Source organism: Sphingomonas sp. PSPC2-2, assembly GCF_049897725.1.
GTDB lineage: Bacteria > Pseudomonadota > Alphaproteobacteria > Sphingomonadales > Sphingomonadaceae > Sphingomonas.
In genome coordinates, this window is record NZ_JAFCWU010000002.1 from 22,607 (window position 1) to 45,531 (window position 22,925).

The window sequence follows — 22,925 nt, forward strand, 5'->3', positions numbered from 1 at the left end:
CGCTGTTTTCAACTAGCGAAAGGAGGTGATCCGATGTCTCATGGTTCAGCAATGGGGTCGGTTCAGTTCGTTCGGGGGACGCACCGCTAAGCTTTTCGGGGTAACCCGTTGACGGTAGGGGCGGGGGGTATTTTCCCCCAGACAACGCCATCCCCGTCGAAGCTGATGCGGTCCGCATGGTCTCCCAAGCTGGAGCTTCCGGCCGCTGACCATGTCAGGAGGTTGCCGGGGTGCCGTGAGGCCCCCGGCAGCCTCTTTTCATTTTGGGTAACGCCGAGGGGCGAGTGTCCCGTAATGGCCCTCCAAATCGTATATCTTAACGCGACCGAAACCATGATTTTCGCTAGATGCTGCGCTGCAACGTGTTGCGTGTGAGTCGTTGGGGGCGTAAATATGGCTATCTTTGCGGGTATAGCTGCCTGTGTAATTGCGTTCGCGGTTTGGGAGGTGTTGCAGCTGCTGAAGCAGCGTCGCGCTGCCGTCAGGCGGGGTAAGCGCAGGCAACGCAACCTCGCTTACCAACAAGCGTGGGACGCCGTGTTCGGGCGTGGCGGACAGCGCCGCCTGACGGTCCAACCACCCGAGGCCGACAAAGAGTGATCTATAGAGTGAGCGCTTGCCGCGTCGCCTGAGCGACGGCATGATCCAGGGTGCGTTCGGTTGGATCGCGGCCCTGGAGAAACTGATGCGGATCCCTATCGCTTCGTTGGTGCTGTGTGCGTTTGCTGTCGCACCGGCGACCGCCCAGGTTTCGAAGGAGGCGTTGCCAACGATCGAAGAGGTTTCGATCGAGCAGTTGCAGGCGCTGATGGCGCACGGGACGGGCAGCGCCGCAATCACGCAGGCGTATCTGGCGCGGATTGCGGCGATGGATCGCAGTGGACCGAAACTCCGCGCGGTGATCGCGATCAACCCCGATGCGCTGGCGCAGGCGCGCGCGAGCGACGCGCGGCGTAAGGCGGGCAAGGTGCTGGGCCCGCTCGATGGCGTGCCCGTGCTGATCAAGGACAATATCGAGACCAAGGATCCGATCGCAACCACTGCGGGCAGCCTGGCGCTGAAGGACAATGTCGGCTTGCGCGACGCGCCGCTGGTGGCGGGGCTGCGGCGGCAGGGCGCGGTGATCCTGGGCAAGACCAATCTCAGCGAATGGGCCAATATCCGCTCGAGCAATTCGATCAGCGGGTGGAGTGCGGTCGGTGGGTTGGTGCGCAACCCCTATGCGCTGGACCGGACCGCGTGCGGCTCGTCGAGTGGATCCGGCGCGGCGGTCGCGGCCAGCTTTGCGGCGGCGGCGGTTGGAACGGAAACCGACGGATCGGTGGTGTGCCCCTCCTCGATGAACGGGCTGGTCGGCCTCAAACCCACGCTAGGTCTGGTCAGCCGCACCTATGTCGTGCCGATCAGCCACAGCCAGGATACGCCGGGGCCGATGGCGCGCAGCGTACGCGACGTGGCGATCCTGTTCGACGCGATGGTCGGCTACGATCCCGCCGATGCAGCGAGTATCAATATCGCCTATGCGATCGCGCACAGTTATGCGGGCGACCTGGCGCGCGCGTCGCTGAAGGGCGTGCGGGTGGCGGTGCTCCATCCCGAGATGCCCGATCTTCTCAAGACCAAATATGAGGCCGCGCTCGCCGTGCTGAAGGCGCAGGGCGCGGTGCTGGTCGATGTCGAAGCACCGAAACTATCCGGGGTCGGCGAGGCCGAGTCGCTGGTGCTGCACACCGAATTGAAGGCAGATCTGAACGCCTATCTGAAGACGACGCCGCCTGCGGTAAAAACGCGCACGCTGGCCGATGTGATCGCCTTCGATACTGCCACTGCTGCGACCGAAATGCCGTTCTTCGCGCAGGAAACCTTTGAAGCGGCGGAGAAGACGCGCGGCCTCGCCGACCCCGAATATCTCGGTGCGCGCGCGAAATCGCTGCGGCTGGCGGGCAAGGAGGGCATTGATGCGATGCTCGCCAAGGCGCAGGCGACGATCCTGGTGGAGCCGACTTACGGTATGCCGTGGCTGTCCGACACGGTCTATGGCGATCAGTTCAGCGGCCCAAGTGCCAGCGAGCTGCCCGCGATCGCTGGCTATCCGCACCTGACGGTGCCGATGGGCCTGGTGCGCGGCGTGCCGGTCGGGCTTTCCTTCATCGCGACGGCGATGGGGGATTCGACGGTGCTGCAGGCGGGCTATGTCTATGAACAGGCGGCCAAAGCACGGGTTGCGCCCACCTATGCCGCGACCAACGATGCCGGGCCGGGGCTTGATGGCGCGCGTTAGCGCCTAGCGTTCCAGCAATTCCGGGCGGATGTGGATCGCGGTCAGCGACATGCGCACTTCGATCAGGAACGACACCAGCGCCGAGATCAACAATCCCATCGCCAGGATGAAGGATAGCGCGACGATGGTACCGATGTGGAGCTTGATCAGCACCGCGACGAACAGCAAGGCCACCACCAGGCACGTCATTACCGCGCTCGACACAGCCATCACCAATGCCGCGTTGATTACCGACATGCGGCGGTCGAGCAGCCGCAATTCCCAGACGTGGCGGTCATGTTCGGGCCCGACCGAGCGGGGGTGAAGGTCCTCCACCGCGCGGGCGCGATCGACCACCCGGGAAAGCCGTCCGGCCAGCACGTTGAGCAAGGCACCGATTCCGGCCAGCATGAACACCGGGGATAGCGAAAGCTGGATCGTCTGCGCGATCGTGTTGACAGCGGGGATCGAGAACATCGTTCGACATTGGGGGGTGTCGCCGCGCGACGCAAGCGGTGCTCTGCACCGAATGGTAACCCAGTTGCGCTAACGCCGTGCGCCATGACCAAGCCGATGCTGCTCGCGGAGTTCACGCGCCTGCCGTCGCCGACCCGGGCGAGCGTGCTCGATGGCCTGTCGGGCGCGATCGATGCAGTGGCGGAAGCCGCCCCTGCCGCGCAACGTTTCCTGCGCTATCAATGGTATGCGGCGGCGCTGGAGGCTTATGGCGGCGCGGCGCGCACGATTGTGGTGGAAGACGACGACGAACCGGTGATCGCTCTGCCGTTTGTCGGTGTCGGGCCGACGTTGGCGCGCGTCGCGATGGTGCCGGGCTGTTATTGGCCGTTCCGCGGCTTTCCCATGCACGCGCGGGTTGGCACCCGCGCGGTCGATGCGCTGCTTGACACGCTCGGGCGCTCGGTCAACGCGCTGCGGATCGGGCCAGTCTGCGACGGCGATCCGACGATCGAGGCGTTGCTCGCGCGGGCCCGGGCGAAAGGGTGGGCGGCGCTCGACCGCTTCGTCGCCAACAGTTTCGTGCTCGATTTGACGCAGGACGATTGGCCGCGCGGATCGACGCTGCGCAAGAATCGCTTCCATGAAAAGCATTTGGCCGAACATGGTGTGCTCGACTGGCGCTTTGTCGGCGCTGGAGAGTGGGAACTTGCCTTCGATGCCTTCGCGCAGGTCGAGGGACGGAGCTGGATCGGGGCGAAGACTGACGGGCGCGATGCCAAGTTCACCCGCACCGGCCATGGCCGGTTCTGGCGCGCGGCAGCGCGCGATCCGATCCTGGCGGGAATGATGTCGGCGGCGCTGCTGACCATCAAGGGTGTGCCCAGCGCCTTCTCCTTCGATCTCGATTGCGGCCCGACGCGCTACGCCATCGCCAACAGCTATGACCCTGCTGTCGCCAGACATTCGCCGGGCAAGCTGCTCGCGTATCGCAATCTCATGCATGCACGGGGAGCGGGGATTCGAATGGTCGATTGGGGCGCGGGCGACAGCGGATACAAACAGACGCTGGGTGCCGTGCAAGGTCCGGCGTTGCGCGATTGGCTGCTGGTGCGGCCCGGTGTCCCGGCGGCGTTGGCGCGGCTGTTGAAAGGGCGTTGGGCCGCCAGCGGGCAGGGGTGACGGATCCCCGGCGCTGCGCACTGCGTTGAACACGGATGGACGAACTGGCCGATCTTCAGGCACGGATGGAAGCAGCGGCGGCGGCGCTGGATTTCGAGGAAGCGCGGAGGCTGCGCGACCGCATCAGCTTGCTCCGCGGCGGTGCGGATGCCGCTGCAGCGGCATCGGCCGACACCGCAGGTCTGACGCGGCAACAGCCGGGCGCAATGGGGCTCGGTTCCAGTCAGCAGCGCGTCAGCCCACCGCCCGGATGGACGCCGCCGCGTAAGCCCGATCCGATGACGCAAGGACGATCGCGCAAGCGGTGATGCCGGACGAGTCGGTGTACTGACAGCCGCCTTTTCGAAACGAGAAGACTGGACCCAATACGGTTTCCCGAAGATTGCGTCGTGAGAGGTAGCCGCACTCCCTCCCACGTCTCCTTTGCGAATATACGCAGGCTTTCTCGTAAAAATTCAGCGATGTAGTTGAAATATACAGTCGGCGATCGTGGTACAAGAAAAGTCATGAGGACATAGACGGCGTATCGTCCCACTCCTCCTATTTGCGTTGTGGGCGTGTAGAATATAAGTGATATGGCGTTAAGGTTAATATTGTGCGGTCGCAAATCTTCCGGTCCAGTGTGGCGTTGGTCAGGACTAAAAATGAAATCCGCGATTTTCAGGTCTAGGTTTGCAGCCGCGCTACCCGGGTTATGCGTTTTTTTGGGCGTGCTCTGCGGAAGCCTCCTATGGCAGATCTGGGCCGAGGTGTCGGGTAAGGCTCCCCCGCTATCGTTTTCACTGGGCATTGGCGTCGCATCGCTTATTCTTGTCGGTCTGCGATATTGGCCGGTGGTGGCAATCGCGGCGATCGGGACAACGGTGTTCGCCGAACCGGTGCATCCCGTTCTGCAAAATGTCGCGCATGGTGCGGGTCTCACGCTTGGTGCGGTCATCTCCGCATTCCTTATCGAGCGGTGGCGGATCAGGCCAAGTGACCTCCTGGATCCAAAGTCGGTGTGGCGGACCTTGGCGGCGGTCGTCGCGGGGACGTTCGCGGGTGCAGTGTCGGCGACTACGGTGGTAATGCTCGTCGGCGGGCCTGGTACTTTTGCGGCGGGCGTCGAGGATCGTGCGGCGCGTTTTGGATTGGGCTTAATTCTCGCGACGCCGCTGGTCTTGTCATGGGCAGCGCCTCCTGCGGAGCGCTGGACGCGCGTCGCGTGGTTTAACTTCGTTGCGTTGATGGTGCTTTGCGCCGCCGTCGCTGCGGCCATCAATTTCGGTTCGGGGACTGCTTCCTTCGCGTGGGTTATGTTTCCGCTCATCATCGCCGCCTTGCGCTTTCATTTGCGCGGAGCTGCCACATCGATGGTGCTTGTCGCGGTCATCACGCTGTGGGCCGCCGGACAAAATTCTTTCCAAGCCGTGGGGGAGCTGGCCAGTGGCCAGGTGCGCCTGGCGCAGTTGCTGGTCGCCGTGACCGCCGCGACGATGTTTGTCCTCGCCGCGACCGCCGACAAGCGTCGCGAACAGGAGCGCGCTCGGGATGCGGAGCAACGCTATCGCGCCATTTTCGAACAGGCCGGTGTCGGCGTGGCGGTCCTGTCGGCCGATGGCGAGTATCTCGCGGCGAACGAGCGCTATCTCGAGATCGCGGGATATGGCCGCGATGAGCTGCTTGGAAGCCACTATACCGCGATTCTCGACGACACCGAGGCAAGCGCGAGCCGAAACGTTCTCGCCCAACTTTCGGGTGGCACACCCCCCATCATATCGCGTGATCTGAATATCCGAACCAAGGGTGGCGAAAAGCGGTGGATTCGGGCGACGTCGAGCAAGATTGTCGGGGCTGCGGGCGCGGTCGATCAGGTCGTGACCGTGGTCGAGGATATCTCGGAGCGCGTAAAGGCAGAGGTTGCGCTTTCGGAGAGTGAAAAGCGTTTCCGCCTGGCCCAGCAATATGCGGGCGTCGGTGTGTTCGACATCAACCTGACCGAAGAAAGCGCGCTGCATTCGCCGGAAAGTGCGGCACTGTTTGGAGTGCCCTGGCATCCCGGCGCATACAGACTTTCGGAATTTGTCGACCGCATCGGTCAGTCGCAATTGCACGAGATGCGGGCAAAATTGTTCCGGTCTGCGGTCGACGAAGCCCCGTTCGAAATGTCCCTGCGCGTCTCCATGCCGGATCGCCGCATTCGCTGGATCCGTTTGCACGGCCGATACGATCCTTATGAGGAGCGACCTCGTCTTCTCGGCCTGGTCATCGATATCACCAGCGACGTTGAAGCGAAGGCGCAATTGCGCGAAGCAAATGAGAAGTTCCTGCGCGTTACCCGCTTGAGCGCGATGGGTGCGATGGCCTCGACCCTGGCGCATGAGTTGAATCAGCCGCTATCGGCCATCACCAATTATGTCGAAGCGGGACGCTACAAGCTCTGCGACGCTGAAGCGGTCGACGGGAAGCTGCTCGCGATCCTCGATTCCGCGCGTGATCAAGCGCTGCGCGCGGGCGAAATCATCCGCAAGATGCGGGCCTTTGCCGTAAGTGGCGAGGTCGTGTTCGAACGGGTGTCCCTGGGGCCGGTCCTCGCGGCGGCGTGCGCTGGTGTGCAGCAACTCAAAATGGCCGATGATGTGACCCTCATTTGCCATCCCGTGCGGCCCGACCTCTTGGTGGTTGGCGATCCGGTGCAGCTCGAGCAAGTGATGTCGAATCTGGTCCGCAACGCTGTCGAGGCAACCGAGGGGGTGGCGCGTCGGGAAATCGTGGTGTCCACCGATATCCGTCAGCGCGACGTATTGATCACAGTGTCCGACAACGGGTGCGGTCTTCCCCAGGGGATGCTCGAAAACCTGTTTGCACCGTTTCGGACGAGCAAATCGAACGGTGCCGGCCTGGGACTGGGCCTACCGATTTGCCGAACTATCGTCGAGGCGCATGGCGGCAAATTGTGGGCGGAAAACAATCCGCAGGGTGGCGCGACCTTCAGCCTTGTCCTGCTCTTGGAAGAGGGCTGGGCGCATCTCGGGAAAGGCGAGATCGCGTCCGAGCCATACGGGCAACGCGACGACCGGGCCGCCTAGAGCCGCAGATTGCGGAAGGACCGTCCTGTTTTCGCGTGAATGTCGCGTTGTTGTAAGAATGCCGTCCTAAGCGCGCTCCGAGCCGTTTGGAGCATAGGTTGAGCTGGCTGCGTGACATCGATCGCTGGTTCATGGCCGAGGTGCTGCCGCACGCAGCCGCTTACCGGGCCAAGGCGGCGCATTTTTGCGGTCGTGACGATGCCGATGATCTGGTGCAGGAAGCCTATGCGCGCGTCCTGAAGACGCCGGACTTTCGGGCGATCGTCAGCGCGCGCGGGTTCGTCCTCACGATCGTGCACAATCTCGCGCTGGAGCGGCTGCGGCGGGCGAACGTGGTGCGGATCGAACTGTTGGCATCGCTGGACATGCTTGATGTGGCGGATCCCGCACCCGACGCCTTTGCGGTTGCAGCCGGGCGTTCCGACTTGCGACGCCTGCTCCAGCTGATCGATGACTTGCCGCCGCAATGCGCGCGCGTCCTGCACATGCGCAAAATTCAGGGCATGCCCCCGATTGCAATCGCCGAGGCGCTTTCAATATCTGTCTCGACGGTGGAAAAGCATATCGCTAAGGGGCTTGCCCTCGTAACAAAGGCCCGTCGCGACAGCGAAACCCAGGTGGAGGAAGTTTGTCCGGCCTTTCCGAAATCCCGCAGCGGCACGCTGACCTGACCGACGAGGCGGCCGCCTGGCTGGCCGCGCTGGACGCGGGATCGGCGGACATAGCGGCATTCGAGGCCTGGCGTGACGCGGATATCCGCCATGCCGTTGCCTTCGTCGAGGTGGCCGGCACGTGGCGCGACATGGACGCTTTGCGCCTGGCAAACGGGGACATGCAACGCGGCAACGTCGCCGAACCGATCGCCGCGGAGCGACCGAGCCGACGCCACCTCCTGCGCGCTGCTGCCTCGGTTGCGGTTGTAGTGGTCGTCGGCGGCGGCTTCGCATACCGCGCCGCTGCCCGCGCTTCGGCAACGACTGCCGTCGGCCAGCGCAAGACCGTCGCCGCTGCACCCGGACTGTCGCTCGATCTTAACACCGACACGAGTGTCTCCTGGAAAGACGGCATGCCTGCGCGGGCCTGGCTGGAACGGGGCGAGATCGCAGTGCGCCTGGCTGCGTCGCACCGGCTGGAGTTGTTGACGCCCGGCGGCCGGTTTCTGCTCGAACCGGGCGCGTACAATGCTCGGGTGCGCGGTGCTGGCTGCGAACTGGCGATCCTCGCCGGAGGCGGTACGTTCGAGGGTACTGGGCGGCGCATCGGCTTGGGCACGGTCGCGCTGGCGAACGCAGGCCAGTTGGCGCTGCGAGACGCGCCCGATCTCGGTCCGATCAGCGCATGGCAGCACGACACGCTCGTGCTGAACGGGCAAAGCCTCGATTACGCGGTGTCGGAGATGAACCGCTATCTGCCCGAGAAAATCGTGATCGGTGATCCCGATCTGTCGCGCCTGCGCCTCGGCGGCACTTTCGCCACCACCGACCCCGCCGAATTTCTGCAGGCGCTGCGCACGTCGTTCGGTGTACGGGCGACCACGGGTGCGAACGGCGGCATCGTTCTCACCCGGATTTGAACTTTTTTTACACGGCGAATGGCGGTTCGTCCGCGCTGATCCATCCTTGCCCCGACAATCGCATAGAGTGTGGGGACTTCCATGATACGATATTTGACGACGACCGCCATCGTGGCGGTCGCGATGACCAGTGCTGCATCCGCGCAGGCCGAGCCGGCGCGCATCCGCTTCGATATCAGGTCGTCCGATACGGCCACCGCGCTGAACGGCTTTGCGCGGCAGGCCGGTGTGCACCTTGTCTTTCCGTACGACGCGGTTGCCGGTCGCCGTGTTGCCGCGCTGCACGGCAGCTTCACCCGCGACGAGGCGCTGCGTCGCTTGATTGCGGGGCAGGGACTGGTGATTGCGGAGCAAACCGCATCGATGATCTCGCTGAAGGTCGCGCCGGTCGAACCCCCAAAGGAAACCGCAAGCACGACCGGAGCGGACATCGTCGTGCTGGGGCAGGGCCAGTCTCGCCAGGTGCAGACCGTCTCCGCCAAGGCGATGGAAAAGACGACGGCGGGCTCGTCGCCGCTGCGCTCGCTCAGTCGACTGCCAGGCGTCAATTTCGACTCGTCCGACGCGCGCGGCACCTATGAGGCGGCGACCCAGCTTTCGATCCGCGGCTTCCTGACCGACCAGATGGGGTATACGCTCGACGGCGTCCCGCTCGGCAATATGCAGTATCGCAACAATAACGGCCTTTCGATCAACCGCGCGCTGCTGACCGAGAACAACGGCGCTGCCACGCTCTCCCAGGGCAGCGGCGCGCTGGGCACGGCGTCGACCAGCAATATCGGCGGCACGGTGGACTTCACGTCGATCGACCCGACCGCACGCTTCGGTGTCGATCTCGAGGCGAGCTACGGCAGTGCCAATTCATGGCGCACCTTCGTTCGCCTCAACAGCGGCGATCTGCCATGGGGCGGACGACTGGCGCTCTCCTATGCGCACGACCGGCAAGGCAAATGGAAGGGCTGGGGCAAGCAGGTTCAGGACCAGATCAACGCCAAATACGTCCAGCCGCTGGGCGATAGCGTGACCTCGACCACCTTTCTCGACCTGATCGACCGGCGCGAAGACGATTATAACGACACCTCGCTGGCGCGGCTGAAGACCTATGGCTGGGATTTCGACAATATCCCGACTTTCGCGCTGGCTGAACAACTCGCCACGATCACCCAGAATGGCGGCACACCGCCCGCGCCTTATGTGAACGCGGACGACAGCGTGTATCAGGGTGGCGGCGTTCGGCGCGATCTGCTCGCCTATGAAAAGCTCGGCTATCAGCTTTCGTCGCGCCTGTCGGGCTTCACCACCGGCTATATTCACCTCGACAAGGGTATCGGCACCTGGGCCGATCCCTATGATCCCACGCCCGCAGCCTATGGCGGCTCGCCGATTTCGGTTTCGGCAAACCGTTACGACATCGATCGCAAGGGCATCATCTCGCGCCTCACGTTCAAGGCCGGTGACCACAAAATCGAGGGCGGCGTGTGGTATGAGCGCAACGCGTTCAACCAGGCGAACTATCTCTACGGACTTCAGGCGGGCGTCGCGCCGCAGGAGTTTCAAAAGTTCTACACCAACCCATTCCGCACGACTTATTCGAACCAATATACCACCGACACCGTGCAACTCGACATCAGTGACACCTGGCAGGCGACGGACCATCTTCGCCTGAACGCGGGCGTGAAGGGTGTCGTTTCCACCAATCACGCGCACAGCATCGTCAGCACCAAGCCGATCGACGGCTCGATCAAGGCGGAGAACTGGTTCCTGCCGACCGCCGGCCTTCTTTACACGCTGGACGGCCACAACGAACTTTTCGCGGATTACACCCGCAATATGGCGGCGTTCGTCGCGTCCACATCGAGCGGCCCCTTTTCCAGCAGCTCGCAAGCCGGTTTCAACTATATCCGCAGCGACCTGAAACCGGAGATGACCAACACGTTCGAGGCCGGTTACCGCTTCCACAATCGCGATTTGCAGCTTTCGCTGACCGGCTATTACGTGAAGTTCACCAACCGCCTGCTCGCGTCTTCGATCAGCGCGACCGTCGTCGGCAACCAGAACGTGTTGCAGAATGTCGGCAGCGTCTCGTCGCGCGGCGTCGAGGCGGCGGCGAACTGGCGGTTCGCGCCGCATTGGTCGCTGTACGGCAGCTGGGCTTATAACGATGCGACCTATGACGACAATGTCCAGCCGCTGGGCGGGGCCGTTGTCGCCACCAAGGGCAAGCAGGTGGTCGCGTCGCCGAAGAACGTCGGCAATGCCGAGCTGAATTATGACGATGGCACATTATGGGGTGGGGTGACTGCGCATTATCGCAGCGCGCGCTACTACAGCTATCTGAACGATGCTGTGCTGCCCGGCGCGGTCAATTTCAACCTTTCGGCCGGCTATCGCTTCAGCCGCCTGCTCGACGTTCAGGTCAACGTGATGAATCTGTTCGACGCGCATTATATCGCTTCGACCGGCACCGCCGGTTTCGTGACCTCCGATCCCAACGGCACCTATACCACGCTGCAGGCCGCTGCCCCGCGACAGGTGTTCGCGACGGTGCGCGCGCACTTCTGAGCCGTTTCTCCGGAAAGGGGCGCTCCCTCGTATCGGGAGCGCCCCTCGACCGTCTTTTCGATGGAGGCCTTATGGACCGTCGCACGCTTCTGAAGCTCTCGATGGGCGCGCCGCTTCTGCCGCTGGCGGCGCGGGCGGCGTCGGCCGCGCCGACGCAGACCGCCGACGCGTTCCGTTTCGTCCTGATGGGCGATTGCCATATCCGGCCTGAACTGGACGCCGCCCGCGCCTGCGCGATGTGTTTCGAACAGGTCTCCGCGTCCGACTGCGATTTCGTGATCCAGGGCGGCGACCATATCGAGGACGCGTTGGAAACCGGACGCGATCGCGCGACGATGCTGATGGATCTCTATCAACGGACCGAGCGCGCGCATCTGCGCAAACCGGTGCATCACGTCATCGGAAATCACGATTGTCTCGGCGTCTTCCCGAAGAGCGGGATCGATCCTTCCGCGCCCGATTATGGCAAGCACTTCTACATCGATCGCTTCGGACCGCGATATTACGCCTTCGACCATAAGGGCGTGCATTTCGTCGTGCTCGATTCGATCGGCCTGACGGCCGACCGAAATTACGAGGGGCGCGTCGATGATGAGCAACTGGCCTGGCTGCGCGGCGATCTCGCGGCGCAGCCCAAAGGTGCTCGCATTGTCGCCGTGACGCACATTCCGCTGGTTACCGCGATGCAATGCTATGAGCCGGAATCCTGGCTCGACACGCCGCACAACTGGACGTTCGTGGTCAATGGCCGCGACGTGCTGCGGGTCCTGCGCGACCACGATGTTCTCGCGGTGCTACAGGCACACAGCCACGTCTATGAGCGGATCGAGCTGAACGGCATGTCCTTCATCACCACGGGTGCCGTCGCAGGCGCGGATTGGCGCGGATCATTCCTCGGCACGCCGGAGGGCTATACCGAGATCGCCGTCTCCGGCCGCACCGTGACGAGTTGCTATCGAACATACGGCTTTTCCAGCGTCGCTCGGCAAGACGTGCCGATCTGAATGCCGATCAGCGACAGCGTCGACCGTCCGGGCACTTGCCGCAGGCGCTGACAAAATCGGGGATGTCGAATGTGCTCTCTGTTATCGGCAGGGAGGGGCGCGACCCTGATCTTTCCGGAGAACGATGGTCACCCATCTACGCCGGTCAGGCCGGGATAGTCCTGCGGGCGCGGCGCGGGGGCATTCCAACGGAAGCGGCGCTCCTGCTCCGTGATCGCCAGATCGTTCACCGACGCCTCGCGGCGGCGCATCAGCCCGTTTTCGGCGAACTCCCACTGCTCATTGCCGTAACAGCGATACCACCCACCGGCGATGCGGCATTCGTACTGAAACCGCACCGCGATCCGGTTGTCGGTAAACGCCCACAGGTCCTTGACGAGGCGATACTCCTCTTCGCGCGCCCATTTGGCCCTCAGCAACGCGACAATGGCGGGCCGACCCGTGACGAAGCAGTCTCGGTTCCGCCATTCGCTATCGATCGTATAGGCCAGGGCCACACGCTCGGGGTCGCGGCTGTTCCAGGCATCTTCCGCGGCGCGCACCTTGAGCAAAGCGGTCTCGCGAGTGAAGGGCGGCATCGGCGGCCGAGGGATTTTGAGCGGGCTCATGCTGGGATGTCCTTTTCGGCGAGCGCTGTGCGCAGCGCGGCGTTTTCGGCCTCGAGCGCGGCGAGTCTGGCGTGGAGAGGAGCCGAGGCTGCAACGATCTCGGCCTCGGTAAAACGCGGGGTGATGTGTTGCGGGCAATTCCAATCGAATGCCTCAAGGTGCAGCAGGAAGAAGCGTTCGGGCAGGCCGCGATAGTTTGCGAGCTCGAGTTTCGTCGCCAGTGCGGCATCGGCGGAGAGATCGCGCACCTCGATCCGGGCATAGAGCTTCAACCGGCGACGGCGCGGATAGTCCATCAGGAAGATCGCGACACGGTCGTTCGCCGCGATATTGCCGAGACTGATATATTGGCGATTGCCCCGAAAATCGGCGAAAGCGAGCGTGGTCTCGTCCAGAACCTTGAGGAAGCCCCGGGGGCCGCCGCGATGCTGGACATAGGGCCAGCCGCTTTCCGATACGCTTCCCAAGTAGAAGCTGTCGCGGCTGGCGATAAATTCGACTTCGGCTGGTCCGAAGCGGTCCGACGGGCGGTGCCCGCCGACTGCGTCGTAAAGCCCGGCACTGCCGTTTGCCAGCTGTGCCGCTAGCACGCTCGGCGTCGTTGCGAGGGTGAGGAAGGCATTGGCCATGATCCGACTCCCGGAGGGCTGGAAAAGGGGACATCGTTGGCGGGCGCACGGTGCGCGGCCCGCCAACGGGGGCGTCACGCGGCCTGGGCGGCCAGGACGACCGGGAAGTCAATGTCGGTTTCGGCGACATTGTTGATGTAGTTGGTCAGCACGTTGAGCGCGACCGACGCCACGATCTCGATCACCTGGGCGTCGCTAAAGCCGGCCAGACGCACTGCGGCGAGGTCGGCGTCGCTGACGCGGCCGCGCGCGTCGAGCACCTTTCGCGCGAAGACAAGGGCGGCGTCGGCCTTGGCGTCGCCCGAATGACCGGTACGGTTCAGCGCGACCTCGGCGTTGTCGATCTTGGCGAGGTTGAGGCCGAGATAGGTGTGCGCCGACAGGCAGTAATCGCAGCCATTTGCCTGCGCGATTGCGAGCGCGATGCGTTCGCGGGTCTTGGCGTCGAGCGTGCGGCCCAATGCGCCGTTGAGGCCGAGATAACCCTCGAGCGCTGCGGGGCTGGTGCCGACGAGACGGAAGAGGTTGGGGATCGTGCCGAGCTGTTTCTGGACGGCATCGAGCAGCGGCTGCGACTTTGCGGGGGAATCTTCGCGCGTGGGGATAGCGATGCGGGACACGTCTTTTCTCCTGGGTAGGCGGCTGGGTGCGGCCTGCCCAATTAAAATGCCCTTTCGAGCCGTCTGTGATAATCGGTTCAATCGACACTTCACTCATGCGAAGATCGGGATAATCATGGATCGGCTGGAAATGTTGCGCACCTTCGTTGCGGTGGCCGATCATGCGAGTTTTGCCGAGGCCGCGCGCCGCCTGCGCGTCTCGCCCACGGCGGCCAGTCGAGCGGTGGCGGCGCTGGAACTGTCGCTCGGAACCCCCTTGTTGCGGCGGACGACGCGATCGGTGCGGCTGACAGACGAGGGCGCCGCCTATCTCGAGCGCTGCCGTGCCGCGCTGATCGAACTCGACGATGCAGCGCTGGCTTTGCAAGGTGCGGGCGCACTGCCGGGGGGCAGTCTTGTCGTCACCGCGCCGGTTACCTTTGGGCGTCTCCATATCCTGCCGATCGCCACCGGCCTGCTGCGCGATCATCCGCGTCTGGATGTAGAACTCACCTTGATCGATCGCGTCGTGCGCCTGGTCGATGAAGGGATCGATGTCGCCGTGCGGATCGGCGATTTGTCGGACAGTTCGCTCCATGCCCTCAAGGTGGCGGAGGTACGGCGGGTTCTTGTCGCCAGTCCTGGCTATCTGGCGGCGCATGGAGCGCCCGGGAACGTGCCGGCGCTACATGGACACGCCTTGATCTCTTTTACCGAGATCGACCGCGCGCACGAGTGGCGCTTCGGAACGACCGGCAAGACCGCCATCCGGATCGAGCCAAGGTTGACGGTCAACACCGCCGATGCGGCCATTGCGGCGGCGACCGATGGCGTGGGGATCGCGCGCGTTCTGTCCTATCAGGCGCTTGCGGCCATCGCGTCGGGGCGGTTGGTCACGGTGCTCGACGGGGCCGCGCCGCCGCCCGCACCGGTTCACCTGGTCTATCAGGCCAACCGACGCGCTTCGGTCAACGTACGCGCCTTCATCGATGCAGCGCGGGCGCATTTCAGTGGGTTGGATCTGACAGGTGGCGCGGCGTGACCAGTACGGCCGATCCGCCAGCGTTCGCTCACCAGCTTAGCCCAAGAGTTCCCCGCAATGGGGCAAGCTACGAACCGGCAAGGCCTGTTCTCCGCTCTCCACCGCTTGGCGCTGTTCGCGGCGCGCCATTGGGACTCCCAAACCAGCCATAAGCGGGAGCCGAACGAACGGCAGGTTCCAGCCGCGTCGGGCGCGCAGCCCGATCAGCGTTGCTTCTTGGCCGTAGTCGCCGTGAAATCGGGAGCCTTGTTTGCTACCCAATCGACGAACTTGCGCACATTGGGGTTGGCCAGCAAGGCCTCCACATCGGCTCCATGGCGCTGGAGCTCGGAGTTGCTGAAGTTGGCGATCAGCGTTTGCTGGCAGATGGGGTGCATGGGGACAACATCGCGCCCGCCCCGGCTCTTGGGTACGGGATGGTGCCAGACTATGGTCTTGCCGGTGGGCCGACCGCAGAGCCAGCAGGGCACTATGGCCGGTGGGGCGTCATCGTCTCGATCCGAATCCAGATATGGATCATGCTTGGAATGTTTACGTGCCATGCGTCTATCGTGTCTGTCTGAAATCGCGCTGCCCCAAGCAGCAGTGCGTCAGGCTTGATAGCGCAACGTGTTCGAAAACCCATCATTCGCCTTTGTCATCTTCGCGATTTTTCGAAGGTTGGCTCGGATGTTGCGATCAAAGCGGCGGTCGTCATAGATGCCCGTGATCGGATACTCGTCCTGGGCGAGCAGTGTCTTGATGCGCGCAGCGAATGCCGCCTGGTCATCGGTGCCCCCAGGGGCATTCAGGCGGCGGCAGACCCATTCCTCGGCGGCGGCTTTGTCATAGTCGTCTTGGGCCTCATATCCTCGCTTATCCGCAGCCGCTTGCTCGAGCGTCGCAGCCTTGAGGCGGCTTTCCAACCACTTGCGAACGAGTTCGCTATCCCATGCCTTTGTCGAACTGCTCATCCTGCTTTCCAATCCTGATCCCGCGCTGAACCGGATCGCATCGAGTCGGGCGCGCCAGCCGCCGCTATAGACGTTCCAGCATGGCATGGTGAGGCAGGGGACCAGAGGACGGCATCCCTTGCTTTTCCGTCAGCAGGTGCGCGGCGTTCGGCGGTTGTCATCGGAACCAACATCATGGCAACCGCCTGCTTCAACAGTCCCTCACATCAGCGTGTCGGCTCCGGAAAGCGCGCAAGCTTCCCAACGTCTGCCGGGTCGTGCTGCACAATGATGGTCGCGCCGGTATTTGCTGCGAGCCTTTGCAAGCGATCCATCGACGCCAGGCTATCGGCGCGCTCGGTGTTCCAGATCGGCACTGCCGAAAGCGGCCATTGGGCTTCCAGGTGCACGACATCGCCGGTGAGGATCACGGCACCGGTCCTGGGGAGACGCACCAGCAGCGAGGATTCGCCGGGGGTGTGCCCCGGCGTGGCAAGCATCACGACCGAGCCGTCCCCAAAAATATCCCGATCGCCTTCGATCAGGTCGACCTTGCCCCCACCGGTAAACCAGGGAGCGAGCAGGTGCGGGTCGGCGAACGGGATCGTGCCCCTATGCAGCGCCGCCCAATCCCGCGCGCCGATCAGCAGCGTTGCTTTTGGAAAGCTCGCTGCCTGTCCGACATGGTCGAAATGATAGTGGCTGATCGCCAGCCGTCCAATATCGTCCGGGCGAATGCCGATCCGCGCAAGCTGGGTCGGCAAATCGACCGCGAGCGTCGGGCTGATCGGTTGCGCGTCAATCGGCGCGCCGCGTACGGTGACGGGCAACCCTGCGTCCCACAACAACAGCTCTTTGCCGTGGCGGATCAGGTAGCAACCGTCGGTCAGTCGGCGTGATTTCCCGGCATAGCTGCCGGCATCGGATAACGGCGAAGCGTCGTTCATTTCGATCTCGCCGCAATCCAGTCGCCACAGCTCGACCTCGGGAGCGGTCGGAGCGGCTTGAACGGGGGCGCTCGGCAGGAGCGAGACGCAACTGGCCAGCACATGCCACAACGTGAATTTCATGACGTGATCCTCGATTGATAGATGTCCGGAATGACGGCGCGTGCTCAGGGGCGTGGACCCGAACCGCTCGGTGATGCGCCCGAAACGCTCTGTCGGCCCTTGTTCGTGTCGCGGCGGACGCCGATGGTCAGCCCATGACGAATTACGACCCCACCCAGGAGGCACAGCGCGGCGATGTCGCACAGCGTTTTCCGCGCGGTGTGCCCTTCGCGATCCCCGCAGGTCTGAAAATCGATCTGGTCAACATTCCCGATCCGCAGAGCGGGCGGTACGAATCGATTTGCATCACGGTCGATGCGCCGCTGCGCCAGTCGCTGCGCGCCAGTCTGAACGGCTTGCCCGATGGCCCCAGCATCCCGGGCAGCTTTGGCATTGCGCTGTCCGCCGATCTGGTGGAGGCCTATGGACATGCTGCGAGCGCGCTGGCGGCCCCAGAGGCGGCCACGGCCGAAGCCGTGGCGCGCCATCGTATCGTGGAAATTCTGTTGTTGCTCAGCGGCACGCATGTCGGGCGGATGCTCGTCGCTGTCGATCGCGCCGAACAGCTCGAAGCCATCGTATATGCGGACCCTTCCTATGCCTGGCGGGTCGAAGAGGTCGCCGGTATGCTTGGCATGGGGGCCTCTACGTTGCGCCGTCACCTGAAACAGGCAGGCACGTCGTTTCGCCAGGTCTGCCTGTCCGCGCGCATGGCGACGGCGGGATCGCTTCTCAGCGCGCCGGGCTATTCGGTGACCCAGGCCGCCCAGGCTGCGGGCTATGCGTCACGCTCGCATTTCGCGCGTCAGGTTCGGGCCGCGCACGGAGTGGCACCGGGGCGGTTGCGCAGCGTGGCTTAGCGCGAGCAAGCGGCCCTCGGGACGATTTGCCCCGCCATCGGCGCCGTCACCGGGATGGGCGGTCCCGTTCCCGCCGCTTTGGGGAGTCGCCGCGCCGGTGTTGCCGGTGCCACTGCCGGGCCGACTGCGGCTCGCGCGGTGGTCGCGGCATTCTCGACCTCGACCTGCGGGCTCCGGCAAGCTTGGCGGATCTTGGCAACCTTACACCCGGCGATTTCGCGGTGGTGGCGCGTCAGCAAGGCGGGAACTTGTCGTATGGCTATGATATAATTACCAAAATCCTGCGATATTGCAGCCTTATTTACGTCGAAAGGTGAAATACCACACCTCGCGCCCCTGGCGGCGCGCCTTGCGTTCGTAGCGGGTCTCGGGCCAGTCCTCGGGGCGGTTGAGGAAGTCGGCGGGCTCCCGCGCGGTCCACACGAAATCGCGGCGTTGCCCCATCACCATCATCGCCCAGCGGCAATAGGTCGGGTCGTCGGTGCCGAGGCGGAACTCCATGCCCGGCTTCAGCTTGGCCGCGATCAGATCGAGCGGGCCGTGATTGACCATGCGTCGCTTGGCGTGGCGGGCTTTGCGCCACGGGTCGGGGTGCAACAGGTACACGCGCGACAGCGAGGCATCGGGCAGGCGCTCGAGCACGTCGAGCGCGTCGCCCATGTGCAGGCGGACATTGTCGAGATCCGCGTCGCGGACGTGCCCCAGCGCGCCGACCACGCCGTTGAGGAAGGGTTCGCAACCGATAAAGCCCGTGTCGCGCCGCGCGGTCGCTTGCCCGGCGAGATGTTCGCCCGCGCCAAAGCCGATTTCGACTTCGAGCGGGCGATCGCTGCCGAACAGCCGTGTCGCGTCGAGCGGCCCGTCGGTCGGCACGCTGATTTGCGGTAGCAGGGTTTCCACCAGGTCGGCCTGGCCCAGGCGCAGTTTATGGCCCTGGCGGCGGCCATAGAGGCGGCGGGTCGTCATCGGATCGGTCATCGGCGCAGGCTCTAGCGAGCGCGCAGGCGGCTGGAAAGCGCCGTTTCCTTCGCGGGCGCGGTCGCGGTCAGGCTGCGTGCGCGAGCTCGGGGCGAACGAGGCGCCCGATCTGCGGTCGCGCGAAATAATAACCCTGCATGTAGCGCACACCGATGCCGCGCAATTTGTCATATTCGGCGCGCGTCTCGACCCCCTCGGCAATCACCTTCACGCCCAGTCGCGAAACCAGATGGAAGGTTTCCTCCACCACCAGCCGCCGCGCCCAACTGCCGCACAAACCGCGGATCAGATCGGGCTGGAGCTTGACGGCATCGGGCAGGAAGCGGCTCATCAGCGTCAGCCCCCAATCGCCCGATCCAAAATCGTCGATGATGGTGGTCATTCCCATCTTGCGATAGGCGCGCGCGACACGCTCCAGATGCGCATCGTCGAGCCGCTTGCACTCGCTGAATTCGAAGGTCAGTCGCTCGGGCGGGAATCCCGTCTCGCGCGCTGTCCGCAGTGTGCGCTCGCTGTCGGCGACCGGATCCTCGATCGCCTCGGGCAGGAAGTTGATCGATAACAATGCGCCGGTGGACATGATCCCGGCGGCCACGGCCTGGCGGATCGCAGCCACGCGGCATTGCTGGTCGAAGGCATAGCGGGTCTCGGGCGTCACCCGCGCCAGCATTTCCGGGGCACCTTCGCCGTTGGGACCGCGCACCAGCGCCTCATAGGCACAGGTACGGTTCGCCACGACATCCATGATCGGCTGGAACGCCATGACGAGGTGAAAGTCATGCTCCTGCTCTGCATTTGGACGTGCGTGTTGACCGGACAAGAGACGTTTCCTCTGGTGACCCTTGTCTATTGATAGACGCTACGACGCCGTAACGGTCGGCTCGTGCGGTGGTTATTTTCGGGGTAAGTTTGCAGTACGCGACGATCGGCGGATATTTTCGGCGATCGCGGTGCCCAAAGACGTCGGCCGAGAACAGGCCGGCGATATTAAGATAATCTTCATCGTGAACGCTAAGTATTGGTAGAATAAGTAAGTATAAGCCCGTCGGTATTGGCAACGGGGGCTTATCGATGAAATTTTCCCATTGGGCGGGAATCGTGTTCGCGTCATGCGCACCCGCGATTGCCGAGGCGCAATATACGGTACAGTGGGCGGCTCCGGCTGCGGTCACCTCCACCACGGCGTATTTACCGATGGGAACGCCGCTGCAATTGACCACGCGCACCGAGCTTAACACCAAGGACAATCATGCGGGCGACCGCTTCTATCTCGAAGTGGCCGAACCGCTCGTTTATCGCGGGCAAGTGGTGGTGCCGGTCGGGTCGATCGCGGTGGGCGAAGTGATGCGCGCCGAACGCAACGGGCATTTCGGCAAGCGCGGCCAGCTCGATATCCGGCTCGATTATGTGCAGACGCCGAACGGACCAATCCGCTTGTCGGGCCGCACCGCGCGGCAGGGCAACGGGCAGGGCGCGCTGGCAATTGGCGGTGCGCTGTTCATTTCCTGGCCGATGCTGTTCATTCACGGCACCAGCGGCAGGATGCCCGCCGATACGGTGGTGACAGCGTACCTCGCGGACGATCTGCGTTTCAATGTGCAGGCAGCCTCGACGCAAGCGGTGGCGGTCATGCCGGATAGCGAGCAACAGGCGCGCCGAGCGCCGCCCGCGCGGTTTGATCCGTCGGTTTTTTCGTCAAACCGACCGTAGGGGCTTAACCGGGGCTATTTCATCACCCCGCTATCGATCTGAATGTCGCGCTTTTCGCCCCAGGTCGTGGCCTTGCTTGCGAAATGTTCCTTGCCGACGATTTTGAGGGCTTGGTCGGGGGGCGGCAAGCGATCGCGCGGGATGTAGCTGCCCGCCGCGGCAACTTCATATTCGGTCACCGACCAGGATGCCTTCGCTTTGGTGTCGAGCAGCGCCGAGAGCGTGTCGGGCTCGACCATCAGGCCGCGACCGGCATCCTGATAGGCGATGAGATAGCGATCGGTGGTGCCAACCGGGCGATACACCCCGCTGCTGCCCATGCCGATCGAGGCGGCGAGGTCGCGGCACCAGGTCACGGGCGGTGGCGGAGGTTCATCCTTCGCCATCTTCTGCTTCTCGTCGGTCGATGCGCTCGACAGCAAGGCACCGAACAGCAGCGCACTGCCCATCGCCTTGCTACGGTTGATCGGTTTCGCGTCGCCCGACAGCGCGAGCGCGGACGTACAATCTGCGACCGGCACGGCGGCGGGCTGTGGCGCGATCTTCTGCGGCCAGCCGAGCGCCGCGACGACCGCGCGGATATGCGTTTCCAATGTCGCGCCGTCCAAGGTCTTCGACGAATAGCGCACCGACACGTACCAGTCGGCCCCCAATGGCATGAAGGCGATTGCCGTGCTGCGATACGGGCCCTTGCTGACGCTGTAACTGTCGATCAAGCCGCTGGCAGTGCCCTGGCCGGGCGGCGTGAACGCGGTCGGGGTGTGCAGCGGCACCAGCCCGCCATAGATGTCGCGGTGGCTTGCGACCCAGTCGATCCGGTCGAACCACAGCGGCACCGATCCGCTGACATTGCGGAACACATAGACCGTCAGCGTATCGCTATTGCTGGGATTGTCGAAGCTCAGCGCCTCGTCGAGATCGGGGACGTAAGCGACCGCAGACGTGCGCTGCAAGCCATCGAGCGTGGTTGGAACCGACAGGCCGGAGGGTTTGTGACGATAGGGCTCGGTCGCGCCGAGCGTCAATTGCGGGGGCTGTTGGGCGATTGTGGGCGAAGCGACGCACAGCGCGATTGCAGCCAGTAAAAGGCGCATGAAAAACTCCCCCGGAATCGCCAAGCGATACCGGGGGAGCCTAAAGTCTCAGCGATTTACCGCAAGCTGTTACGCGACAGCGGCCTTCAGGGCGTCGACCAGATCGGTCTTTTCCCAGGTGAAGCCATCGGCGTCGGGCTCGCGACCGAAATGGCCGTACGCCGCGGTGCGCTTGTAGATCGGGGCGTTGAGCTTCAGATGCTCGCGAATGCCCTTCGGTGTCAGGCGGACGAGCTGCGGCAGCACTTCCTCGATCTTGGCTTCGGTAATGCCCTCGGCACCGGTGCCATGCAGGTCAACATAGAGCGACAGCGGCTCGGCAATGCCGATCGCATAGCTCAACTGGATCGTGCAGCGGCGCGCAAGGCCAGCGGCCACGACGTTCTTCGCCATGTAGCGCGAGACGTATGCTGCCGAGCGATCGACCTTGGTCGGATCCTTGCCCGAGAATGCGCCGCCGCCATGCGGCGCTGCGCCGCCGTAGGTGTCGACGATGATCTTGCGGCCGGTGACGCCCGCATCGCCATCCGGACCGCCGATTTCAAACGCGCCGGTCGGGTTGATGTAGATCTTGGTCGCGTCGGTGACGAAGCCCTCGGGCAGCGTCTCGGTCAGCACGCGCGAAACGTACGCATGCAGTTCATCGTACAGCGCCGGGTTGGCATTGTCGCCCTGCAAGCAATAGCCCGCCTTATGCTGGGTTGAGACGACCAGCGCGGTCGCGCGCACCGGCACTTCATTCTCATATTCCAGCGTGACCTGGCTCTTGGCGTCGGGCTCCAGGAACGGGGCCGCGCCCGAATGGCGGTCAGCCGCCATGCGCTCGAGGATCTTGTGGCTGTAATAGAGCGTCGCGGGCATCAGGCCCGGCGTCTCGTCGGTGGCGTAGCCGAACATGATGCCCTGGTCGCCAGCGCCTTCGTCCTTGTTGGCACCTTCGTCCACGCCCATCGCGATTTCCGCCGACTGGCCGTGCAGATTGTTGTGGAAGGCGAAGGTTTCCCAATGGAAGCCCGACTGTTCGTAGCCGATTTCCTTGACCGTGTTCCGCACGGCAGCTTCGATCTCGGCGAGCGCGCCCTCGGCCCATTCGCCATTCTCGTACACGCCCTTGCAGCGGATTTCGCCGGCCAGCACGACGAGATTGGTGGTGGTCAGCGTCTCGCACGCGATGCGCGCATAGGGGTCCTTGCTCAGGAACAGATCGACGACGGTGTCGCTGATCTGGTCGGCGACCTTGTCAGGATGGCCTTCCGAGACCGACTCGGATGTGAAGAGAAAACTGGAACGCATGTGTTGAGATCCTCAATGGTTGAGGA

The 22,925-nt window shown here is 63.8% G+C and carries 22 protein-coding genes; 11 read left to right on the forward strand and 11 right to left on the reverse strand.

Going from position 1 to position 22,925, the window contains the following annotated elements:
• Window positions 1–685: 685 nt before the first annotated feature.
• A complete protein-coding gene (locus ACP7BY_RS04380; RefSeq protein WP_137902548.1) occupies window positions 686–2,281 on the forward strand; it encodes an amidase in 1,596 nt (531 codons plus the stop codon).
• A gap of 3 nt (window positions 2,282–2,284) precedes the next feature.
• Here ACP7BY_RS04380 and ACP7BY_RS04385 read toward each other — a convergent pair whose 3' ends face one another.
• On the reverse strand, window positions 2,285–2,737 hold the full coding sequence (locus tag ACP7BY_RS04385) for a DUF2721 domain-containing protein (RefSeq protein ID WP_033965490.1): 453 nt from the start codon (window positions 2,735–2,737) through the stop codon (window positions 2,285–2,287).
• Window positions 2,738–2,821: 84 nt separating this feature from the next.
• Here ACP7BY_RS04385 and ACP7BY_RS04390 point away from each other — a divergent pair, with 84 nt between their 5' ends.
• From ACP7BY_RS04390 to ACP7BY_RS04420, 7 genes are all read left to right on the forward strand, one after another.
• Entirely contained in the window at window positions 2,822–3,898 is a 1,077-nt protein-coding gene (locus ACP7BY_RS04390; RefSeq protein WP_137902497.1) for a GNAT family N-acetyltransferase, read from the forward strand.
• 35 nt (window positions 3,899–3,933) lie between these two features.
• Window positions 3,934–4,206 (forward strand): UvrB/UvrC motif-containing protein, encoded by a 273-nt coding sequence (locus tag ACP7BY_RS04395; protein WP_033965491.1) that lies wholly within the window; start codon window positions 3,934–3,936, stop codon window positions 4,204–4,206.
• A 336-nt stretch (window positions 4,207–4,542) separates the two neighbouring features.
• The gene (locus ACP7BY_RS04400) at window positions 4,543–6,966 is read left to right on the forward strand and encodes an ATP-binding protein (protein ID WP_249340810.1); all 2,424 of its coding nucleotides are present in this window, start codon (window positions 4,543–4,545) and stop codon (window positions 6,964–6,966) included.
• Window positions 6,967–7,064: 98 nt separating this feature from the next.
• Entirely contained in the window at window positions 7,065–7,637 is a 573-nt protein-coding gene (locus tag ACP7BY_RS04405) for an RNA polymerase sigma factor (protein WP_033965496.1), read from the forward strand.
• Window positions 7,595–8,539, forward strand: a complete 945-nt coding sequence (locus ACP7BY_RS04410; RefSeq protein ID WP_052192379.1) for a DUF4880 domain-containing protein — start codon at window positions 7,595–7,597, stop codon at window positions 8,537–8,539. The genes ACP7BY_RS04405 and ACP7BY_RS04410 overlap by 43 nt, the downstream gene beginning before the upstream one ends.
• Before the next feature lie 81 nt (window positions 8,540–8,620).
• Window positions 8,621–11,101, forward strand: a complete 2,481-nt coding sequence (locus ACP7BY_RS04415; RefSeq protein ID WP_137902499.1) for a TonB-dependent receptor domain-containing protein — start codon at window positions 8,621–8,623, stop codon at window positions 11,099–11,101.
• 71 nt (window positions 11,102–11,172) lie between these two features.
• A complete protein-coding gene (locus tag ACP7BY_RS04420; RefSeq protein ID WP_033965497.1) occupies window positions 11,173–12,105 on the forward strand; it encodes a metallophosphoesterase family protein in 933 nt (310 codons plus the stop codon).
• A gap of 128 nt (window positions 12,106–12,233) precedes the next feature.
• On the opposite strand, the gene ACP7BY_RS04425 is transcribed toward ACP7BY_RS04420, so the two are convergent.
• From ACP7BY_RS04425 to ACP7BY_RS04435, 3 genes are all read right to left on the reverse strand, one after another.
• Window positions 12,234–12,713, reverse strand: coding sequence for a DUF1348 family protein (locus ACP7BY_RS04425; protein ID WP_033965523.1), 480 nt, complete (start codon window positions 12,711–12,713; stop codon window positions 12,234–12,236).
• Window positions 12,710–13,342 carry a pyridoxamine 5'-phosphate oxidase family protein gene (locus tag ACP7BY_RS04430; protein ID WP_126848832.1) on the reverse strand — a complete coding sequence of 211 codons (633 nt, stop codon included), beginning with the start codon at window positions 13,340–13,342 and terminating at the stop codon, window positions 12,710–12,712. Before ACP7BY_RS04430 ends, ACP7BY_RS04425 begins: the two co-directional genes overlap by 4 nt.
• A gap of 74 nt (window positions 13,343–13,416) precedes the next feature.
• Window positions 13,417–13,962 (reverse strand): carboxymuconolactone decarboxylase family protein, encoded by a 546-nt coding sequence (locus ACP7BY_RS04435; RefSeq protein ID WP_033965498.1) that lies wholly within the window; start codon window positions 13,960–13,962, stop codon window positions 13,417–13,419.
• A gap of 115 nt (window positions 13,963–14,077) precedes the next feature.
• On the opposite strand from ACP7BY_RS04435, the gene ACP7BY_RS04440 reads away from it, so the two are divergent.
• Window positions 14,078–14,983, forward strand: a complete 906-nt coding sequence (locus tag ACP7BY_RS04440; protein WP_033965500.1) for a LysR family transcriptional regulator — start codon at window positions 14,078–14,080, stop codon at window positions 14,981–14,983.
• 203 nt (window positions 14,984–15,186) lie between these two features.
• Here the strand turns inward: ACP7BY_RS04440 and ACP7BY_RS04445 are convergent, their stop codons facing one another.
• From ACP7BY_RS04445 to ACP7BY_RS04455, 3 genes are all read right to left on the reverse strand, one after another.
• Window positions 15,187–15,525 carry a hypothetical protein gene (locus ACP7BY_RS04445; protein WP_033965502.1) on the reverse strand — a complete coding sequence of 113 codons (339 nt, stop codon included), beginning with the start codon at window positions 15,523–15,525 and terminating at the stop codon, window positions 15,187–15,189.
• A 48-nt stretch (window positions 15,526–15,573) separates the two neighbouring features.
• A complete protein-coding gene (locus ACP7BY_RS04450; RefSeq protein WP_426287983.1) occupies window positions 15,574–16,023 on the reverse strand; it encodes a hypothetical protein in 450 nt (149 codons plus the stop codon).
• Window positions 16,024–16,142: 119 nt separating this feature from the next.
• The gene (locus tag ACP7BY_RS04455; protein ID WP_249340811.1) at window positions 16,143–16,985 is read right to left on the reverse strand and encodes an N-acyl homoserine lactonase family protein; all 843 of its coding nucleotides are present in this window, start codon (window positions 16,983–16,985) and stop codon (window positions 16,143–16,145) included.
• Between the two features lie 134 nt (window positions 16,986–17,119).
• Here ACP7BY_RS04455 and ACP7BY_RS04460 point away from each other — a divergent pair, with 134 nt between their 5' ends.
• The gene (locus ACP7BY_RS04460; protein WP_052192382.1) at window positions 17,120–17,824 is read left to right on the forward strand and encodes a helix-turn-helix transcriptional regulator; all 705 of its coding nucleotides are present in this window, start codon (window positions 17,120–17,122) and stop codon (window positions 17,822–17,824) included.
• Between the two features lie 297 nt (window positions 17,825–18,121).
• On the opposite strand, the gene trmB is transcribed toward ACP7BY_RS04460, so the two are convergent.
• Window positions 18,122–18,802 (reverse strand): tRNA (guanine(46)-N(7))-methyltransferase TrmB, encoded by a 681-nt coding sequence (trmB, locus tag ACP7BY_RS04465; protein ID WP_033965504.1) that lies wholly within the window; start codon window positions 18,800–18,802, stop codon window positions 18,122–18,124.
• 67 nt (window positions 18,803–18,869) lie between these two features.
• A complete protein-coding gene (locus tag ACP7BY_RS04470; protein WP_231565175.1) occupies window positions 18,870–19,622 on the reverse strand; it encodes an EAL domain-containing protein in 753 nt (250 codons plus the stop codon).
• 251 nt (window positions 19,623–19,873) lie between these two features.
• Between ACP7BY_RS04470 and ACP7BY_RS04475 the strand changes: the two genes are divergently transcribed.
• Window positions 19,874–20,512 (forward strand): hypothetical protein, encoded by a 639-nt coding sequence (locus ACP7BY_RS04475; protein ID WP_033965506.1) that lies wholly within the window; start codon window positions 19,874–19,876, stop codon window positions 20,510–20,512.
• A gap of 14 nt (window positions 20,513–20,526) precedes the next feature.
• Here the strand turns inward: ACP7BY_RS04475 and ACP7BY_RS04480 are convergent, their stop codons facing one another.
• Together ACP7BY_RS04480 and metK are read right to left on the reverse strand one after the other, a co-directional pair.
• On the reverse strand, window positions 20,527–21,606 hold the full coding sequence (locus ACP7BY_RS04480; protein ID WP_033965507.1) for a hypothetical protein: 1,080 nt from the start codon (window positions 21,604–21,606) through the stop codon (window positions 20,527–20,529).
• Between the two features lie 69 nt (window positions 21,607–21,675).
• Window positions 21,676–22,899, reverse strand: coding sequence for a methionine adenosyltransferase (gene metK / locus ACP7BY_RS04485; protein ID WP_033965508.1), 1,224 nt, complete (start codon window positions 22,897–22,899; stop codon window positions 21,676–21,678).
• Window positions 22,900–22,925 lie beyond the last annotated feature (26 nt).

What these genes read in the sequence shown, in the direction of transcription:
- ACP7BY_RS04380 (WP_137902548.1), top strand. Translation starts at nt 686, where the DNA reads ATGCGGATCCCTATCGCTTCGTTGGTGCTGTGTGCGTTTGCTGTCGCA.
- ACP7BY_RS04385 (WP_033965490.1), bottom strand. Translation starts at nt 2,737, where the DNA reads ATGTTCTCGATCCCCGCTGTCAACACGATCGCGCAGACGATCCAGCTT.
- ACP7BY_RS04390 (WP_137902497.1), top strand. Translation starts at nt 2,822, where the DNA reads ATGACCAAGCCGATGCTGCTCGCGGAGTTCACGCGCCTGCCGTCGCCG.
- ACP7BY_RS04395 (WP_033965491.1), top strand. Translation starts at nt 3,934, where the DNA reads ATGGACGAACTGGCCGATCTTCAGGCACGGATGGAAGCAGCGGCGGCG.
- ACP7BY_RS04400 (WP_249340810.1), top strand. Translation starts at nt 4,543, where the DNA reads ATGAAATCCGCGATTTTCAGGTCTAGGTTTGCAGCCGCGCTACCCGGG.
- ACP7BY_RS04415 (WP_137902499.1), top strand. Translation starts at nt 8,621, where the DNA reads ATGATACGATATTTGACGACGACCGCCATCGTGGCGGTCGCGATGACC.
- ACP7BY_RS04420 (WP_033965497.1), top strand. Translation starts at nt 11,173, where the DNA reads ATGGACCGTCGCACGCTTCTGAAGCTCTCGATGGGCGCGCCGCTTCTG.
- ACP7BY_RS04425 (WP_033965523.1), bottom strand. Translation starts at nt 12,713, where the DNA reads ATGAGCCCGCTCAAAATCCCTCGGCCGCCGATGCCGCCCTTCACTCGC.
- ACP7BY_RS04430 (WP_126848832.1), bottom strand. Translation starts at nt 13,342, where the DNA reads ATGGCCAATGCCTTCCTCACCCTCGCAACGACGCCGAGCGTGCTAGCG.
- ACP7BY_RS04440 (WP_033965500.1), top strand. Translation starts at nt 14,078, where the DNA reads ATGGATCGGCTGGAAATGTTGCGCACCTTCGTTGCGGTGGCCGATCAT.
- ACP7BY_RS04445 (WP_033965502.1), bottom strand. Translation starts at nt 15,525, where the DNA reads ATGGCACGTAAACATTCCAAGCATGATCCATATCTGGATTCGGATCGA.
- ACP7BY_RS04450 (WP_426287983.1), bottom strand. Translation starts at nt 16,023, where the DNA reads ATGCCATGCTGGAACGTCTATAGCGGCGGCTGGCGCGCCCGACTCGAT.
- ACP7BY_RS04455 (WP_249340811.1), bottom strand. Translation starts at nt 16,985, where the DNA reads ATGAAATTCACGTTGTGGCATGTGCTGGCCAGTTGCGTCTCGCTCCTG.
- ACP7BY_RS04460 (WP_052192382.1), top strand. Translation starts at nt 17,120, where the DNA reads ATGACGAATTACGACCCCACCCAGGAGGCACAGCGCGGCGATGTCGCA.
- trmB (WP_033965504.1), bottom strand. Translation starts at nt 18,802, where the DNA reads ATGACCGATCCGATGACGACCCGCCGCCTCTATGGCCGCCGCCAGGGC.
- ACP7BY_RS04475 (WP_033965506.1), top strand. Translation starts at nt 19,874, where the DNA reads ATGAAATTTTCCCATTGGGCGGGAATCGTGTTCGCGTCATGCGCACCC.
- ACP7BY_RS04480 (WP_033965507.1), bottom strand. Translation starts at nt 21,606, where the DNA reads ATGCGCCTTTTACTGGCTGCAATCGCGCTGTGCGTCGCTTCGCCCACA.
- metK (WP_033965508.1), bottom strand. Translation starts at nt 22,899, where the DNA reads ATGCGTTCCAGTTTTCTCTTCACATCCGAGTCGGTCTCGGAAGGCCAT.